Below are 16,297 nucleotides of genomic sequence, written 5' to 3' on the forward strand. Positions count from 1 at the left end.
AGGTCAGGCAAGGTCAGCGTGGCACGCGATTATTACGGCTTGCTCGGAGTGAGCAAGGGCGCGAGTGATTCGGAGATCAAACGTGCCTATCGGCGGTTGGCACGTGAGCTGCATCCCGACGTCAACCCCGACGAAGAGGCGCAGAGCCGCTTCACCGAGATCCAGGTCGCCTACGAGGTGCTCTCGGATCCGGAGAAGCGCCGCATCGTGGACATGGGCGGCGACCCGATGGAATCCGTCGGCGGCGCCCCCGGCGGGTTCAGCGGCTTCGGCGGTCTCGGCGACGTATTCGAGGCATTCTTCGGCGGCGGGACGTCCTCGCGCGGGCCGATCGGCCGGGTGCGGCCCGGAGCCGATTCGCTGTTGCGGATGCGGCTGGATCTGGCCGAATGCGCCACCGGCGTCACCAAGCAGGTGACCGTCGACACCGCCGTGCTGTGCGATCTGTGCCACGGCAAGGGCACCAACGGAAACTCCACGCCGGTGGCGTGCGACACCTGCGATGGACGTGGCGAGATCCAGACCGTGCAACGCTCGCTGCTGGGCCAGGTGATGACCACCCGTCCCTGCCCGGTGTGCGGCGGCATCGGCGAGGTCATTCCCGATCCGTGCAACCGCTGCGGTGGTGACGGCCGGGTGCGGGCCCGCCGCGAGATCAGTGTGAAGATCCCGGCCGGTGTCGGCGATGGCATGCGGGTGCGGCTGGCCGCCCAGGGTGAGGTCGGGCCGGGCGGCGGTCCGGCCGGAGACCTCTACGTCGAGGTGCACGAGAAGCAACACGAAACGTTCGTCCGGGACGGCGACGATTTGCACTGCACGATCTCGGTGCCGATGGTCGATGCGGCGTTGGGTACCACGGTCACCGTCGACGCGATCCTCGACGGCGCCACCGAACTCACCATCGAGGCGGGCACCCAGCCCGGTGCGGTGACCACGCTGCGTGGGCACGGTATGCCGCATCTGCGCTCGGGCGTCCGCGGCGACCTGCACGCCCACATCGACGTCGTGGTGCCGTCCCGGCTGGACAGCACCGACACCGAGCTGCTGCGCAAGCTGAAGGAGAACCGCACCCGCGACGCCGCCGAGGTGCGCTCGACGCAGGCCTCGACGAGTTCTGGCGGCCTGTTCAGCCGGCTGCGCGAGACGTTCTCCGGCCGCTGACCCGGTGAGTGCGGCGCTTTTCTACGTCGATGTGCTGCCGGGCACGGGGCAGCTCGCCGTCGTCGACGGTGACGAGGGATTCCATGCGTCCAACGTGCGTCGCATCCGGGTCGGCGAACAGATCGACCTCAGCGACGGTGCCGGAGGCTTGGCGCACTGCGTGGTCGAGGAGACCGCCAAGGGCCGGCTGTCGGCGCGGGTGACCGAGCGGCTCGAGATCGCGCCGTCGCGCCCGGCCGTCACCGTGGTGCAGGCACTGCCCAAATCGGATCGATCCGAGCTGGCCGTCGAGCTGGCCACCGAGGCCGGTGCGGACGCCTTTGTCGCCTGGCAGGCGTCGCGGTGCGTGGCCCGTTGGGAGGGCCCCAAGGTGGACAAAGGCCTGCGACGGTGGGAGGCGGTGGCCCGTTCGGCGGCTCGGCAGTCCCGCCGCGCCCACATCCCGGCGATCGAGGGCGTGGTCTCCACGGCAGCGTTGACCCAGCGGGTCGCCGACGCCGTGGCCGGTGGGGCAGTGGTGCTGGCGCTGCATGAATCGGCCACCGCGCCTTTTACCGAATTGCCTGTGGCCCAAGCAGATTCGGTGATGATCATCGTCGGGCCCGAGGGCGGCATCGCCGACGACGAGATCGCGTCGCTGACCCGCGCCGGTGCCACGGCGGTGCGGTTGGGGCCGACCGTGCTGCGGACGTCGACGGCAGCGGCCGTGGCACTGGGGGCGATCGGGGCGCTGACCGCGCGCTGGGAGCTGTAGCACCTGTATGTCGGGCACGCAGACCCGGCATACAGACGTTGCCGCGCACTGTGACGAATGTGCACGTCGTCGTGCCAGACGGGCCGAAATGCCACGACAACCGACACACTCGTCACAGGGTCTGGCCCGGCACATCACCGCCCGCCTGCTCAATCATTGGGGCGTGTCGCCGGCCAGCGGTAAACTGGCAACAGTACAACGGCAGCCGGCCGTTATGAGAACCCGGAAAGCAGGCACAAACTCCACGTGACGCCCCGCGACACGACCGCTGACTCGTCGACCACCGCATCGGAATCGGTCCGCTCCAGCATCACTGTTCCGCCCGACATCATCGTGGGCCTGCTCGGCTCGGCCGATGAGAATCTGCGGGCCCTCGAAAGGCTTCTGACCGCCGACATCCACGCGCGCGGCAACGAGATCACCTTCACCGGCGAGCCGGCCGACGTGGCCTTGGCCGAGCGGGTGGTGGCCGAGCTGATCGCCGTCGCCTCCAGCGGGCAGGCGGTGACACCCGAGGCGGTGCGCCACAGCGTGGCGATCCTGACCGGTGCCGAAGATGCATCGCCGGCCGAGGTGCTCACCCTCGACATCCTGAGCCGTCGCGGCAAGACCATCCGCCCCAAGACGCTCAACCAGAAGCGCTACGTCGACGCCATCGACGCGCACACGATCGTGTTCGGCATCGGACCGGCCGGTACCGGAAAGACATACCTGGCGATGGCCAAGGCAGTCAGCGCGCTGCAGGCCAAGCAGGTCAACCGGATCATCCTGACCCGACCCGCGGTGGAAGCCGGTGAGCGCCTCGGCTTTCTGCCGGGGACGTTGACCGAGAAGATCGACCCGTACCTTCGCCCGCTCTATGACGCGCTGCACGACATGATGGATCCGGCGGCGATCCCGAACCTGTTGGCCGCTGGGGTGATCGAGGTGGCACCACTGGCATTCATGCGTGGCAGAAGCCTCAATGACGCGTTCATCATCCTCGACGAGGCGCAGAACACCACCGCCGAGCAGATGAAGATGTTCTTGACGCGACTGGGGTTCGGCTCGAAAATCGTTGTCACCGGCGACGTTACGCAGGTCGACCTGCCCGGCGGGGCGCGATCGGGCCTACGGGCCGCGATGAGCATCCTCGACGGCATCGAGGACATCCATTTCGCGGAACTCACCAGCGCCGACGTCGTCCGCCACCGCCTGGTGTCCGAGATCGTCGACGCATACGCCCGACATGAGGAGCCGGCTTTGCTCAACCGTGCCCAGCGCCGTTCGTCGAACGGACGGCCCCGCCGATCATGAGCATCGAGGTATCCAACGAGTCGGGCATCGACGTCTCCGAGGACGAGCTGATCAGCGTCGCCCGCTTCGTCATCGCCAAGATGGACGTGCACCCGGCCGCCGAGTTGTCGATGGTGTTGCTGGACAGCGCGGCGATGGCCGACCTGCACATGCGGTGGATGGACCTGCCCGGTCCCACCGATGTGATGAGCTTCCCGATGGACGAGTTGGAGCCCGGCGGTCGCCCCGATGCGCCCGAGCCGGGTCCGGCCATGTTGGGTGACATCGTGTTGTGTCCGGAGTTCGCCGAACAGCAGGCGGCCAAGGCCGGGCACTCGCTCGGTCAGGAGCTGGCCCTGTTGACCGTGCACGGGGTGCTGCACCTGCTCGGCTACGACCATGCCGAGCCGGACGAGGAAAAAGAGATGTTCGCGCTGCAACGCCAGCTGCTGGAGGAGTGGGTGGCCGAGCAGGTCGAGGCGTACCACGCCGACCGGCAGAGCGAGAAGGACCAGCGGTTGCTGGACAAGTCACGATATTTCGACGAACCGTGACCGGCATCCTTCCGCTGCTCGGCGCCGTGGTGCTGGTCGGTTTCGGCGGGTTGTTCGCCGCCATCGACGCTGCGTTGTCCACCGTCTCGATCGCGCGCATCGAGGAACTGGTCCGCGAGGAGCGCCCCGGCGCCGCGCGGCTCGGTCGAGTTGTCGCCGAGCGGCCCCGGTACACCAATCTCGTTGTGCTGCTGCGGATCACCTGCGAGATCAGCGCCACCGTGCTGCTGGTGTCCTTCCTGGACGGGCTGCTCGGTGTCGGCTGGGGCCTGGTGGCCTCGGCCGCGATCATGGTGGTGACGAGCTTTGTGGCCATCGGCGTCGGCCCGCGCACGGTCGGCCGGCAGAACGCCTACTCCATCGCGTTGATGTCGGCGCTGCCGCTGCAGGCGATATCGGTGCTGCTCACCCCGATCAGCCGGCTGCTGGTGTTGATGGGCAATGCGTTGACCCCGGGCCGGGGCTTCCGCAACGGGCCGTTCGCCTCCGAGATCGAGCTGCGCGAAGTCGTGGACCTGGCTCAGCAGCGCGGCGTGGTGGCCGACGAGGAACGCCGGATGATCCAGTCCGTCTTCGAACTCGGCGACACCGCCGCCCGCGAGGTGATGGTGCCGCGCACCGAGATGGTGTGGATCGAAAGCGACAAAACAGCCGGCCAAGCGACATCGTTGGCGGTGCGCAGCGGCCATTCCCGCATCCCGGTGATCGGTGAGAACGTCGACGACATCGTCGGCGTGGTCTACCTGAAAGACCTTGTCCAGCAGACGTACTACTCGACCAATGGCGGCCGCGACACCAATGTGGCGCAGGTGATGCGCTCAGCGGTGTTTGTCCCTGATTCCAAGCCACTGGACGAACTGCTCAGCGAGATGCAGCGCGACCGCAATCACATGGCGCTGCTCGTCGACGAATACGGCGCCATCGCCGGTCTGGTCACAATCGAGGATGTGCTGGAAGAGATCGTCGGCGAGATCGTCGACGAGTACGACGCCGGCGAGGTGGTGCCGATCGAAGACCTCGGCGAGCGGGAGTACCGGGTATCGGCACGACTGCCGATCGAAGACGTGTGTGAGCTCTACGATCTACCTCCGGACGAGGATCTCGACGTGGATACCGTCGGCGGTCTGGTCGCCTTCGAACTGGGCCGGGTGCCCCTGCCGGGCGCCGAAGTGACGTGGAACGGTCTGCGGTTGCGCGCCGAGGGCGGTTCCGATCATCGCGGACGGGTGCGGATCGGCACGGTGCTGGTCAGCCCGGCTGAAACTGCGGAACAGGAGACGCGAGATATAGATGACTGAGCTCGACGCTGAAGACAACAAACTCGTGGTGCTGGCGCGCGGTGCGATGGGCCGGGCCGAGGCGTCCAGCGGCGCGGCGGTGCGGGACCAGGACGGGCGCACCTACGCCGGTGCGCCGGTGTCCTTGGCGTCGCTGCAGTTGACGGCGCTTCAGGCGGCGGTGGCCGCGGCGGTGTCCAGTGGTGCCACCGGCATTGAGGCCGCCGTGCTGGTCGGCGGTGCCGCTGACGACGCGGGCGTGGCTGCTGTGCGGGAACTGTCCGCCGACGCCGCAGTGATCGTCACCGATCGGGCGGGGAACGTTTCATGACCGCCGAGCGTGCGGTGAGATCGTCGATTCAGCTGATTTCGCGATCTGTATGCACACTCGAGGAGCTCGGATGACGGAATTCCGTTCCGGATTCGTCTGTTTCGTCGGCAGGCCCAACACCGGCAAGTCGACGCTGACCAACGCGCTGGTGGGCCAGAAGGTCGCGATCACCTCGAACCGCCCCCAGACCACGCGGCACACCATCCGGGGCATCGTGCACCGCGAGGACTTCCAGATCATCCTCGTCGACACCCCCGGGCTGCATCGGCCACGCACCCTGCTCGGGCAGCGGCTCAATGACCTGGTCAAGGACACCTATTCCGAGGTGGACGTGATCGGGTTGTGCATTCCCGCCGACGAGCGCATCGGTCCCGGCGACCGCTGGATCTATCAGCAGATCCGCGCAGTGGCGCCCAAGACCACCTTGATCGCTGTGGTCACCAAGACCGACAAGGTCGCCAAGGACCGTGTGGCCGAACAACTTCTGGCGGTCAGCGAGCTGGTCGGCCCGGACACCGACATCGTGCCGGTGTCGGCCACCGCCGGCGAACAACTCGACGTCCTCACCGACGTCCTGGTGTCGAAGCTGCCGCCGGGGCCGGCGTATTACCCCGACGGCGAGCTCACCGACGAGCCCGAGGAAGTGCTGATGGCCGAGCTCATCCGCGAGGCCGCGCTCGAAGGCGTGCGCGATGAGCTGCCGCATTCCCTGGCGGTGGTCATCGAGGAGGTGGAAGAGCGTGAGGGGCGCGACGACCTGATCGACGTGCACGCCATCCTTTACGTCGAGCGCGACAGCCAGAAAGGCATCGTGATCGGCAAGGGTGGCGCCCGGCTGCGTGAGGTCGGCACGGCCGCCCGCACTCAGATCGAAAAGCTGCTCGGCACAAAGGTTTACCTCGACCTTCGGGTCAAGATCGCCAAGAACTGGCAACGCGATCCCAAGCAGTTGGGCCGGTTGGGGTTCTGAGCCGCAGCGCCTGACTGCTCCTCGCCGACCCACGCAGGATGCATCCAACGCACCAAATTTCGGCTAACCAGCCCGCCTCTCGAACGCGTTGATCGCAGCGGCCGCCTGGGAGGCGTCGGTCTGGGACGGGGTGTTCCACCAGATGTCGGGTTGTTGGGCGGCCCAGCCGGTGATCGCCTCCAGCTCGGCGGCCAGTGAAATCAGCAGGGGCTCACTGTCGGCCGGCCCCATCAGCTGGACACCGATCGGCAGACCGTCGGAGGTGAATCCGGCGGGCACGTTGATCGAGGGCCAGCCGAGCAGGTTCCACGGCCAGGTCAGTGGACAGGCCGCGATCGAGGCGCGTTCGGTGGCCGACCACCCGCGACGATCGAATTCGTGTGTGAGCGGCGGTGGTTGGGCCGTGGTGGGCGCGACGATGACGTCGACGAGGTTGAAGATCCAGGACATCCGACGCTGCGCGGCGGCCTCGTGCATGCGGGCCTTGCGCAGCGCATTCTCCGACAGCAGCCGGCCGATCCGCATGTTGGCCAGGGTGCGTTCGTCGTACTCCACATCGCCGAGCCGCTCGGCCCAGTCCAGCAGGCCGGCGGTGGAGCGGGCCAGGAAGTCCCATGACATCTGCAGGCTGTAGTTGGGGTCCTTCTCCACCACGCTGTGCCCCAGTTGCTCGAGCTGTTTTCCGACGGACTTCAGCGTGCGGCGGATCTCGGGGTGCAACTCGGCTGGAAAGCCGGTGAAAGGAAATTTGGTGGACAGGGCCACTCGCAGTGGTCCGGGTGCGCGGCTGACATATTCCGCGGCCTGGATCGGCGCCGGCTTGTGCAGATCGCCGTCGGTGTTGCCGGAGGCGGCATCGAGCACCAGGGCGGCATCGGTGACGGTCCGGGCCAGCACGCCGTTGACGGTGATGCCGTTGAACGCCTCGGGCAGCGGCCAGGTGGAGATACGGCCTCGCTGCGGTTTGATGCCGACCAGGTGTGTCCACGCCGCCGGGATGCGGATGCTGCCCGCGCCGTCGGATCCGATCGCCGCGGTGACCAGACCGGCGGCCACCGCCGCGGCACTGCCGCCGGAGGAGCCGCCCGGGCTGTGCTTGCGCGACCAGGGATTGCGGGTATGCCCGGAGCCGGGCCCGCCGGAGAACGGCCACTGGCCCAGCTCGCAGGTGTTGGTCTTGCCGACGATGACTGCGCCGGCCGCGCGCAGTCGGCGTACCACCTCGGCGTCGGCGGTGGGCACGTACCCGTCGCCGACGGTGCCGAACCGGGTCGGCACCCCGGCGATGTCGACGTCGTCCTTGACCGCGATGGGGATCCCCGACAACAGGCGATACCGACCTGCGGCCCGCTCGCGATCGGCGCGGGCGGCGTCGGCCATGGCCTGATCGGTGAGCACCACCCGAAAGGCGTTGAGGGTGGGCTGGCTGGCCGAAATCGCTTGCAGGGAACGGCTTACCAGCTCCTGGCAGGTAAGGGCGCCGCTGGCTAATTCATAGAGCTGATTGGTCAGGGTCGGAAAGAGTGGAGCAGTGGAGTCGGTGGATTTGGCCATCACTTTCGAGGATATCGGCGCTGCGTCACGGAACCTGTCCGGCCATGATGCGACACTGTCACGATGCGGCTGTATCGGGACCGGGCGGTGGTGCTGCGCCAGCACAAGCTCGGCGAAGCCGACCGGATTGTCACCTTGCTCACCCGCGACCATGGCTTGGTGCGCGCGGTGGCCAAGGGGGTTCGGCGTACCCGCAGCAAGTTCGGCGCCCGGCTGGAACCGTTCGCCCACATCGACGTGCAGCTGCACCCGGGCCGCAACCTCGACATCGTCACCCAGGTGCAGGCCATCGACGCGTTCGCCGCCGACATCGTCAGTGACTATGGCCGCTACACCAGTGCCTGCGCGATGTTGGAGACCGCCGAGCGGCTGGCCGGCGAGGAGCGGGCGCCGATGCCCGACCTGCACCGGCTCACGGTGGCCGCGCTGCGGGCCATCGCCGACGGCCGCCGGGCCCGGGAGCTGGTGCTGGACTCCTACCTGCTACGGGCGATGACGATCGCCGGATGGGCACCGGCGCTGACCGAATGCGCCCGCTGTGCCGCACCCGGCCCGCACCGGGCGTTTCACGTCGCCGCCGGCGGCAGCGTGTGCGTGCACTGTCGGCCCAGCGGATCGTCCACCCCACCGCAGCCCGTGCTGGAGCTGATGTCGGCGCTGCACGAGGGTGACTGGGAATATGCCGAGGCCTCCTCATCGAGCCATCGCAGCCAGGCCAGTGGATTGATCGCGGCGCATCTGCAGTGGCATCTGGAAAGACAGCTGCGGACATTGCCTCTGGTCGAGCGCGTGTACCGGATCGATCGGACAGTCGCCGAGCAGCGGGCCACGCTGGTCAGGCAGGATATGGCCCATGGTTTTGAAGCGGGACAAGCAGCAGGACAAGACCACCTACCCACAGCTGCCCCCGGCGCCTGAGGACTATCCGGTCTTCCCGGATACCTCGACGTGGCCCGTCGTCTTCCCGGAGATCCCGCCCGGCACCAACGGGCGCTTCGCCCGCCCGCCCCAGCACACCTCCAAGGCCGTCGCGCCGCGGATCCCGGCCGACCAGGTGCCCAACCACGTCGCGGTGGTGATGGACGGCAACGGCCGCTGGGCCACTCAGCGCGGGCTGGGCCGAACCGAGGGACACAAGATGGGTGAGGCGGTGTTGATCGACATCACCTGCGGCGCCATCGAGCTGGGCATCAAACACCTGAGCGTCTATGCGTTCTCCACCGAGAACTGGAAGCGCAGCACCGAAGAGGTCCGGTTCCTGATGGGCTTCAACCGGGAGGTGGTGCGCCGCCGTCGGGAAAACCTCAACGCCATGGGCGTGAACATGCGCTGGGTGGGGTCACGGCCCAAGATGTGGCGCAGCGTCATCAAAGAGTTCGACATCGCCGAGCAGATGACGGTCGGCAACGACGTCATCACGGTCAATTACTGCGTCAACTACGGCGGCCGCACCGAGCTCGTCGAGGCAGCACAGGCGCTGGCCGCCGAGGCCGTCGAAGGCAAGATCAACCCGAACCGGATCAGTGAGGCGACCTTCGCCAAGCATCTGCACCGTCCCGACATCCCCGATGTGGACCTGTTCATCCGGACCTCGGGGGAGCAGCGGGCCAGCAACTTCCTGCTGTGGCAGTCGGCGTACGCCGAGTTCGTGTTCCAGGACAAGCTGTGGCCGGATTACGACCGGCGCGATCTGTGGGCGGCCTGCGAGGAGTACGTGAACCGCAACCGGCGCTTCGGACGGGCCTGACATGACCGACCTTCTTCAGCGGTTGTCCACGGTGCTCGGCGAGGTGTCCTCGGTCGTCGAGGAGCCCGACGGTGCACTGACGGTGGCGGTCGACGGGTCGGTGGCCTCGGTGCGAGTGGTGGCCATCGCCGAGGACCTCGAGATGGTCTCGCTGACCCAGCCGTTGGCCTGGGATCTGCCGCTGAACAACAAGATTCGTGACCGGGTGTCCGAGCACGCCAGCAAGACCATGCTGGGCACGGTGGTGTTGGTGGAGAAGTTGGTCGAGACCCCCGCCAACGGTGCGACGCCCAAGGGCGCTACCCGCAAGCGGCCGGCCAAGAAGGTCGCCGATGTGATGTTGCGCTACAACTTCCCGGCCGCCGGACTGACCGACGACGCGCTGCGCACGTTGATCCTCATGGTGCTGGCCACCGGTGCCGACGTGCGCCGCGACCTGATCACGTGAGCGCCCCGGTCATTCGGATCGTGGCGGCGGTCGTGCTCGACGCGAGCGGCCGGCTGTTGGTGGTGCGCAAACGCGGGACGACGGCCTTCATGCAACCCGGCGGCAAGATCGAGCCGGGGGAGCAGCCGATCGAGGCGCTTCTTCGCGAGGTACGCGAAGAACTCGGCGTCGGATTCGACCCGGCGACCGCCGAGGAACTCGGCCACTTCCAGGCGCCGGCGGCCAATGAACCCGGCCACTTCGTCGACGCGTGGCTCTACCTGGTGAGCTTGGGCGGCACGCCGCAGGTGCAGGCCGAGATCGAGGAAATGTTGTGGGTGGACCCGCTTGAGCCGGGCTGCGTTCGGCTGGCGCCGCTCACCGAGCACACGGTGCTGACGCTGGTACGCGATCGGGCTCAGCGGCCCCGCGCGTGAAGCGCCATGGCGGAAAATCGCCCTTGGAACCGCCACCACGCTTAATACGCGGAAAGTCGCGTCAGCTGTCCCCGTCGCTGCAACCGCGGCACATGCCGAAGATCTCGATGGTGTGGCTGACGTCGGAGAAGCCGTGCTCGCGGGCCACGTCGGCGGCCCAGGTCTCGACCTGGCCTCCGGTGATCTCGACGGTCGCGCCGCAGGCCCGGCACACCAGGTGGTGGTGATGGTCTTCCGAGCAGCGTCGGTAGACCGATTCACCGGTGTCGGTGCGCAGGGTGTCGACGCTGCCGGTGGTGGCCATGGATTGCAGGGTGCGGTACACCGTGGTCAGGCCGATACCTTGGCCGCGGCGGCGCAACTCGTCGTGCAGTTCCTGGGCTGAGCGGAAGCCGTCGGTCTCGTTGAGCAGGTCGGCGATGGCCGCCCGCTGCCGGGTGGAGCGGACCGCGCCCGTCACGGGTGCTCCTCCCCGGCATGGGCCACGGCATCGGCGACGATGTGGGCCAAGTGGTGGTCGACCAGTTGGTAGAGCACCTCACGTCCGGCGCGCTCGCTCGAGACGACTCCGGCTTGTTTGAGAATCCGCAGATGCTGGCTGACCAGCGGCTGTGGCACGTCGAGCGCATCGACCAGTTCGTGCACGCACCGTGCCGACTGTTGCAACTGCAGCACGATGGCGATCCGCAACGGGGCGGCCAGCGCACGCAGCAGTTCGCCTGCGGTGTCGAGGACCTCACGCGGCGGCATCGCCGGTGCCGGGGCAGTGGTGTGCTCGCGGGCGTCATCGTGCTGAATGTCCGCCAAATTGGAAACCGTTTTCATTACCGCTCACAATACATGCGCGATATTGCATGTCAACCGGTCCGGCGACTCGCGGCGGATTATCGCTGCCAGCGTGCCGGTGGCTACGCTGTTGCACCGTGGCTCCGTCTTCGATCATCGACACCGTTGCGAACCTGGCGAAACGCCGTGGCCTGGTCTACCAGTCCGGAGAGATCTACGGCGGCACCAAGTCCGCGTGGGACTACGGGCCGCTCGGTGTGGAACTCAAAGAGAACATCAAGCGGCAATGGTGGAAGTCCATGGTCACCGGCCGCGACGATGTCGTCGGCCTGGACAGCGCGATCATCCTGCCGCGGCAGGTCTGGGTGGCCTCCGGTCACGTCGACGTCTTCAACGACCCGCTGGTGGAGTGCCTGAACTGCCACAAGCGTCATCGTCAGGACCACATGCAGGAGGCCTACGCGGCGAAGAAGGGGCTCGATGACCCTGACTCGGTGTCGATGGACGAGATCGTCTGCCCGGATTGCGGCACCAAGGGGCAGTGGACCGAGCCGCGTGACTTCAACATGATGCTCAAGACCTACCTCGGCCCGATCGAGTCCGAGGAAGGTCTGCACTATCTGCGGCCGGAGACCGCGCAGGGCATCTTCGTCAACTTCGCCAACGTGGTCACCACGGCACGCAAGAAGCCGCCGTTCGGCATCGGCCAGATCGGCAAGAGCTTCCGCAACGAGATCACCCCGGGCAACTTCATCTTCCGCACCCGCGAGTTCGAGCAGATGGAGATGGAGTTCTTCGTCGAGCCTTCGACCGCCCCGGAATGGCACAAGTACTGGATCGAGACGCGGCTGCAGTGGTATGTCGACCTCGGCATCGACCGCGACAACCTGCGGCTGTACGACCACCCCAAGGAAAAGCTGTCGCACTACTCCGACGGCACCGTCGACATCGAGTACAAGTTCGGCTTCGCCGGCAACCCGTGGGGTGAGCTGGAAGGTATCGCCAACCGCACCAACTTCGACTTGTCCACGCACGCAAAGCATTCCGGCGCGGAGCTGTCGTTCTACGATCAGGGCACCGACACCCGGTACGTGCCGTACGTGATCGAGCCGGCGGCCGGTCTGACCCGCTCGCTGATGGCGTTTCTGGTCGACTCCTACACCGAGGACGAGGCGCCCAACGCCAAGGGCGGGGTGGACAAGCGCACCGTGCTCAAGCTCGACCCGCGGCTGGCCCCGGTCAAGGCCGCGGTGCTGCCGCTGTCGCGCAATGCCGACCTGTCGCCCAAGGCCCGCGACCTGGCCGCCGAGCTGCGCAAGAACTGGAACGTCGAATTCGACGACGCCGGTGCGATCGGCCGGCGCTACCGCCGTCAGGACGAGATCGGCACACCGTATTGCGTGACGGTCGATTTCGACACCCTGGAGGACAACGCGGTCACCATCCGCGGGCGCGACGCCATGACCCAGGAGCGCATCGCGCTGGACAAGGTGTCGGACTACCTGGCGGTGCGGCTCAAGGGCTGCTGACTTTCCTCGCCGAGAAGACACAAACCCGTACTTTTTCGCCCGAGAAGGTACGGGTTTATGTCTTCTCGCGATCAGAAGCGACCACTGCCTCCGCTGTAGCTGCGGCCCGACGAGTGCGACGCGCCGCCGTAGGAGGTCGGCCGGCCCATGCTGCGTCCCCCGCCGAAACCTCCGCCCCAGCTGCCGCCGTACCCACCGCCGAATCCACCTCCGAAGCCGCCACCGGAAAAGCCGCCCCTCAGCACATTGCCGATCAGGATCCCGCCGAGCACCGCGCCCATGTCGGACCCGCCACCTCCGCCGTACTGGGAGGTGTAAGACCGCTGTGCGGCGCGGACGTCGTCGTTGGCCAGACCTTGTGCCTGTGCGGCCAGTGTCGAGGCGCCGTTGGCGTGCGCGACGGCCTCGTTCGGATTGTCGGCCCGCTTGGCCAACGCCGCCTCGAGTTGCCGTTGGGCCTCGGCCAACCGAGTTCGGGCTTCCGGTCCGATGCTGCCGCGCCGGGTCTCGATGAAGTCCGACACCGCCTTGATCCGTGACTGGGCGGTGAACACCGCCTGCTCCAGCGCCCGGGCCAGCCGCTCGGCCGCCTCCTGCTGTTCGTGCACACCGGCCAGCAGCTGATCGAGTTCGGCGTCGGCCTTGGTGAGCCGGGTGAACGTGCCCAGCGGGTCGGCGTTGCCGTTGGACTTCGCGTCCTCGGCGGCCTTGGCCGCGGCGTCCCGGGTGACGCTCAGCTTGTCCGCCTGTGGTGTATCAGGTTGGGCCAGTAGAGAATTCGCCTGGTCGATGCCGGCCTGAATATCGGTGATGGCTGCGGGCAACCCGGCCAGGGCCCGGTTGATGTCGGATGCCGCACTGTCCACGGCATCGAGCAGAGTCCGGGTCTGATCGAGTGCGGATTCGGCCGAGCGCACCGCATCCACCAGTGCGGTTTGATCGGTGGCGGGCCGCGACACAAGGCCGCGGGCCGTGGTGATACTGCGGTCGGCGAACGCGAGCCGCTCCTTGGCGGCGTCCACGTTGGTCGCCACCGAACTCAGTGCGCTCGCGTCGAACTGGGTGTGCAGGTTCTGCAACGTCTGCGCCGACGGTTCGATGCGCGCGGTCAGGCCGACCATCTGCTGGGTCATGGTGTCCAGGCGCGCCGGCGCGTTGATCACCAGGTCACGCAACTGCTCGAAGGCCTGGCTCTGGGCCTCCAGCTCACGGTCGGCCCGGGCCGCCGACACCACCACCTGCGTCAACAGCTGACGCTGTTGCAGCGGTGTCTCGGGTGCGTCGTCGTCGAGGGTCTGGCGCACGTTGAACGCTTGGGCCAAGGCCGTTTTCGCATTCTGCAGGGCCGCGCTGAACGGTTCGGTGCGGTGGTCGCCGAACTCTTCGACGGCCAGCTCCAGCTCGGCGGCACTGGTGCGCACGGCGTTGTCGACGTCGACCACGATCGATCGGGACAGTTCGTCGAGCGCCTCCAACGGGACCGCGGCCAGCGCATTGGCGTCGGTGGGGTCGACACGTTTGGCGGCCTCGAACTCGGCGCGGCGGCGCTTGGCCCGACGCCGGCGCGACCACCACCACAACAACCCGACCAGCACCAGCACCACGCCGAGGGCGATCAACATCGCCGGCCACGAGATACCGGTTGCGGCGGGGGATTCCGGTTCGGAGTTCAGCCCGTTGGCTGCGGCGATCGCCGCCCCGGCCCAATCGTCTCGACGCAGGGCCGGGGTGACGCTGTTGCGCCGGAGGTCGTCGGCGCGCGCCGAGGTGCTCACCGTGTCGGGCACCTGAAACGCGAACGCCCGGTCCACCGTCGCCACCGCCAGCAGCACGTCGTCGTCGCCGAAATCGCTCAGCTGCATGGTGTTCTGCGCCCAGCCGATCGGGTTCTGCCGGTCGAAGGTCTCGACGAAGACCACCCACAGCTTGATGTGACGGTCGTCGTAAAGGCGGTCGATGGCGCGCTGCACGTTGCCGGTCTGTGCGGCCGACAGCACCCTGGCGTCGTCCGTGAGCTGGGTGGCCAAGCGCAGCGGTGGTTCGGCGGCGGCGGCCGGGGCGACCAGCAGCCCGGTCATCAGGATCGCGAGCAGCATGGACAGCACACGAGCGATACGCATGACCGCCAATCTAGTGCGCTGCAGAGGCGGCGCGTCGGTTCCTGGCAGACTGTGCGTCGGTGAACGCGGATAGGCAGTCGGTGTATGACGACTTCGACCGGGAACGTCTGGTGGTCGAAGCGCCCAAGGGTGCTGCCCTGCCCGGGACGGACGCCGAGCACCGAACCGACTTCTCGCGCGACCGCGCCCGGGTACTGCACAGTGCGGCGCTGCGGCGACTGGCCGACAAGACGCAGGTGGTCGGTCCGCGGCACGGGGACACCCCACGCACCCGGCTCACCCATTCGCTGGAGGTGGCCCAGATCGGGCGCGGGATGGCGATCGGGCTGGGCTGCGATCCCGACCTGGTGGATCTGGCCGGGTTGGCCCACGACATCGGCCACCCGCCCTACGGACACAACGGTGAGCGGGCGCTCGACGAGATCGCCAAACCGTTCGGCGGGTTCGAGGGCAATGCGCAGAACTTCCGCATCCTGACCCGGCTGGAGCCCAAAGTCCTTGATGGCGAGGGACGTTCGGCCGGGCTCAACCTGACCCGGGCGGCGTTGGATGCCGTCGCAAAGTACCCGTGGGCCAGCCTCGGCACCCGCAAGAAGTACGGCTTCTACGACGACGATGCCGAGGCCGCCGCCTGGATGCGGGTCGGGGCCCCGGCCGATCGGCCGTGCCTGGAAGCCCAGGTGATGGACTGGGCCGACGACGTCGCGTACTCGGTGCACGACGTGGAGGACGGGGTGATCTCCGGGCGGATCGACCTGCGGGTACTCGGCGATCGCGACGCCGCTGCCTCGCTGGCCGAGTTGGGGGCGAGGTCGTTTCCCAGCGTCGGCCACGACGATCTGCTGGCCGCCGCCGAGCGGCTGTCGCAGATCCCGGTGGTCGCCGCGGTGGGGCGCTACGACGGCACCCTGGCGGCCTCGGTTGCGCTCAAGACCATGACCAGTGAACTCGTCGGCCGCTTTGCCAATGCGGCGATCACCCAGACCCGGGCCGTCGCCGACGACCGGCCGCTGCGGAGGTTCGATGCCGACCTGGCGGTGCCGCCACTGGTGCGCGCCGAGGTGGTGTTGCTCAAGATGCTGGCCCTGCAGTTCATCATGTCCGACCACCGGCACCTGCAGATCCAGGCCGATCAGCGCACCCTGATCCACGAGGTGGCGCTGGCGCTGTGGGCGCAGGCCCCGGGCAGTCTGGACCCGCAGTTCGCCCCGGAATTCGACCGGGCCGACGACGACGGCGCCCGGTTGCGCGTCGTGGTCGATCAGATCGCGTCCTACACCGAGAGCCGGTTGGAACGAGTGCACGAGGCCCGCTCGCCCCGGCCCCTGGGCTGAGAGCCGTCGAACACAAGCCGACGATCGATGTTCGCGAATTG

At 67.7% G+C, this 16,297-nt stretch carries 17 protein-coding genes; 13 read left to right on the plus strand and 4 right to left on the minus strand.

Annotated features, from left to right (window positions below; all coding sequences use genetic code 11):
* Window positions 1-18 precede the first annotated feature (18 nt).
* From dnaJ to era, 7 genes are all read left to right on the plus strand, one after another.
* The gene (dnaJ, locus tag A5699_RS21915) at window positions 19-1,161 is read left to right on the plus strand and encodes a molecular chaperone DnaJ (protein ID WP_067773802.1); all 1,143 of its coding nucleotides are present in this window, start codon (window positions 19-21) and stop codon (window positions 1,159-1,161) included.
* Between the two features lie 4 nt (window positions 1,162-1,165).
* On the plus strand, window positions 1,166-1,915 hold the full coding sequence (locus tag A5699_RS21920) for a 16S rRNA (uracil(1498)-N(3))-methyltransferase (protein WP_067773805.1): 750 nt from the start codon (window positions 1,166-1,168) through the stop codon (window positions 1,913-1,915).
* A gap of 246 nt (window positions 1,916-2,161) precedes the next feature.
* The gene (locus tag A5699_RS21925; RefSeq protein WP_067773808.1) at window positions 2,162-3,211 is read left to right on the plus strand and encodes a PhoH family protein; all 1,050 of its coding nucleotides are present in this window, start codon (window positions 2,162-2,164) and stop codon (window positions 3,209-3,211) included.
* Window positions 3,208-3,744 (plus strand): rRNA maturation RNase YbeY, encoded by a 537-nt coding sequence (gene ybeY, locus A5699_RS21930; RefSeq protein ID WP_067773811.1) that lies wholly within the window; start codon window positions 3,208-3,210, stop codon window positions 3,742-3,744. The genes A5699_RS21925 and ybeY overlap by 4 nt, the downstream gene beginning before the upstream one ends.
* On the plus strand, window positions 3,741-5,042 hold the full coding sequence (locus A5699_RS21935) for a hemolysin family protein (RefSeq protein ID WP_067773814.1): 1,302 nt from the start codon (window positions 3,741-3,743) through the stop codon (window positions 5,040-5,042). The genes ybeY and A5699_RS21935 overlap by 4 nt, the downstream gene beginning before the upstream one ends.
* Window positions 5,035-5,352, plus strand: coding sequence for a cytidine deaminase (locus A5699_RS21940; protein ID WP_067773817.1), 318 nt, complete (start codon window positions 5,035-5,037; stop codon window positions 5,350-5,352). Before A5699_RS21935 ends, A5699_RS21940 begins: the two co-directional genes overlap by 8 nt.
* 70 nt (window positions 5,353-5,422) lie before the next feature.
* Complete coding sequence (era, locus tag A5699_RS21945; protein ID WP_067773820.1) at window positions 5,423-6,322, plus strand: GTPase Era; 900 nt, start codon at window positions 5,423-5,425, stop codon at window positions 6,320-6,322.
* 63 nt (window positions 6,323-6,385) lie between these two features.
* On the opposite strand, the gene A5699_RS21950 is transcribed toward era, so the two are convergent.
* Window positions 6,386-7,876, minus strand: a complete 1,491-nt coding sequence (locus tag A5699_RS21950; protein ID WP_067773905.1) for an amidase — start codon at window positions 7,874-7,876, stop codon at window positions 6,386-6,388.
* Between the two features lie 63 nt (window positions 7,877-7,939).
* On the opposite strand from A5699_RS21950, the gene recO reads away from it, so the two are divergent.
* The 4 genes from recO to A5699_RS21970 are packed head-to-tail and all read left to right on the plus strand — an operon-like array spanning window position 7,940 to window position 10,487.
* On the plus strand, window positions 7,940-8,794 hold the full coding sequence (gene recO, locus A5699_RS21955) for a DNA repair protein RecO (protein ID WP_067773908.1): 855 nt from the start codon (window positions 7,940-7,942) through the stop codon (window positions 8,792-8,794).
* Window positions 8,730-9,623 carry a decaprenyl diphosphate synthase gene (locus tag A5699_RS21960; RefSeq protein WP_067773823.1) on the plus strand — a complete coding sequence of 298 codons (894 nt, stop codon included), beginning with the start codon at window positions 8,730-8,732 and terminating at the stop codon, window positions 9,621-9,623. Before recO ends, A5699_RS21960 begins: the two co-directional genes overlap by 65 nt.
* 1 nt (window position 9,624) lies before the next feature.
* Window positions 9,625-10,071 (plus strand): hypothetical protein, encoded by a 447-nt coding sequence (locus tag A5699_RS21965; RefSeq protein WP_067773826.1) that lies wholly within the window; start codon window positions 9,625-9,627, stop codon window positions 10,069-10,071.
* On the plus strand, window positions 10,068-10,487 hold the full coding sequence (locus tag A5699_RS21970; protein WP_067773829.1) for an NUDIX domain-containing protein: 420 nt from the start codon (window positions 10,068-10,070) through the stop codon (window positions 10,485-10,487). Before A5699_RS21965 ends, A5699_RS21970 begins: the two co-directional genes overlap by 4 nt.
* Window positions 10,488-10,548: 61 nt before the next feature.
* Here the strand turns inward: A5699_RS21970 and A5699_RS21975 are convergent, their stop codons facing one another.
* Both A5699_RS21975 and A5699_RS21980 read right to left on the minus strand, forming a co-directional pair.
* A complete protein-coding gene (locus tag A5699_RS21975; protein ID WP_067773832.1) occupies window positions 10,549-10,947 on the minus strand; it encodes a Fur family transcriptional regulator in 399 nt (132 codons plus the stop codon).
* Window positions 10,944-11,237 (minus strand): helix-turn-helix transcriptional regulator, encoded by a 294-nt coding sequence (locus A5699_RS21980; protein ID WP_231965799.1) that lies wholly within the window; start codon window positions 11,235-11,237, stop codon window positions 10,944-10,946. The genes A5699_RS21975 and A5699_RS21980 overlap by 4 nt, the downstream gene beginning before the upstream one ends.
* 173 nt (window positions 11,238-11,410) lie before the next feature.
* Between A5699_RS21980 and A5699_RS21985 the strand changes: the two genes are divergently transcribed.
* Window positions 11,411-12,802, plus strand: coding sequence for a glycine--tRNA ligase (locus A5699_RS21985; RefSeq protein WP_067773838.1), 1,392 nt, complete (start codon window positions 11,411-11,413; stop codon window positions 12,800-12,802).
* 71 nt (window positions 12,803-12,873) lie between these two features.
* On the opposite strand, the gene A5699_RS21990 is transcribed toward A5699_RS21985, so the two are convergent.
* Window positions 12,874-14,922, minus strand: coding sequence for a TPM domain-containing protein (locus A5699_RS21990; RefSeq protein WP_067773841.1), 2,049 nt, complete (start codon window positions 14,920-14,922; stop codon window positions 12,874-12,876).
* A gap of 59 nt (window positions 14,923-14,981) precedes the next feature.
* Here A5699_RS21990 and A5699_RS21995 point away from each other — a divergent pair, with 59 nt between their 5' ends.
* Window positions 14,982-16,256 (plus strand): deoxyguanosinetriphosphate triphosphohydrolase, encoded by a 1,275-nt coding sequence (locus tag A5699_RS21995; RefSeq protein WP_067773844.1) that lies wholly within the window; start codon window positions 14,982-14,984, stop codon window positions 16,254-16,256.
* Window positions 16,257-16,297: the final 41 nt, after the last annotated feature.

The organism is Mycobacterium sp. E802 (assembly GCF_001666875.1).
Classification (GTDB): Bacteria; Actinomycetota; Actinomycetes; order Mycobacteriales; family Mycobacteriaceae; genus Mycobacterium.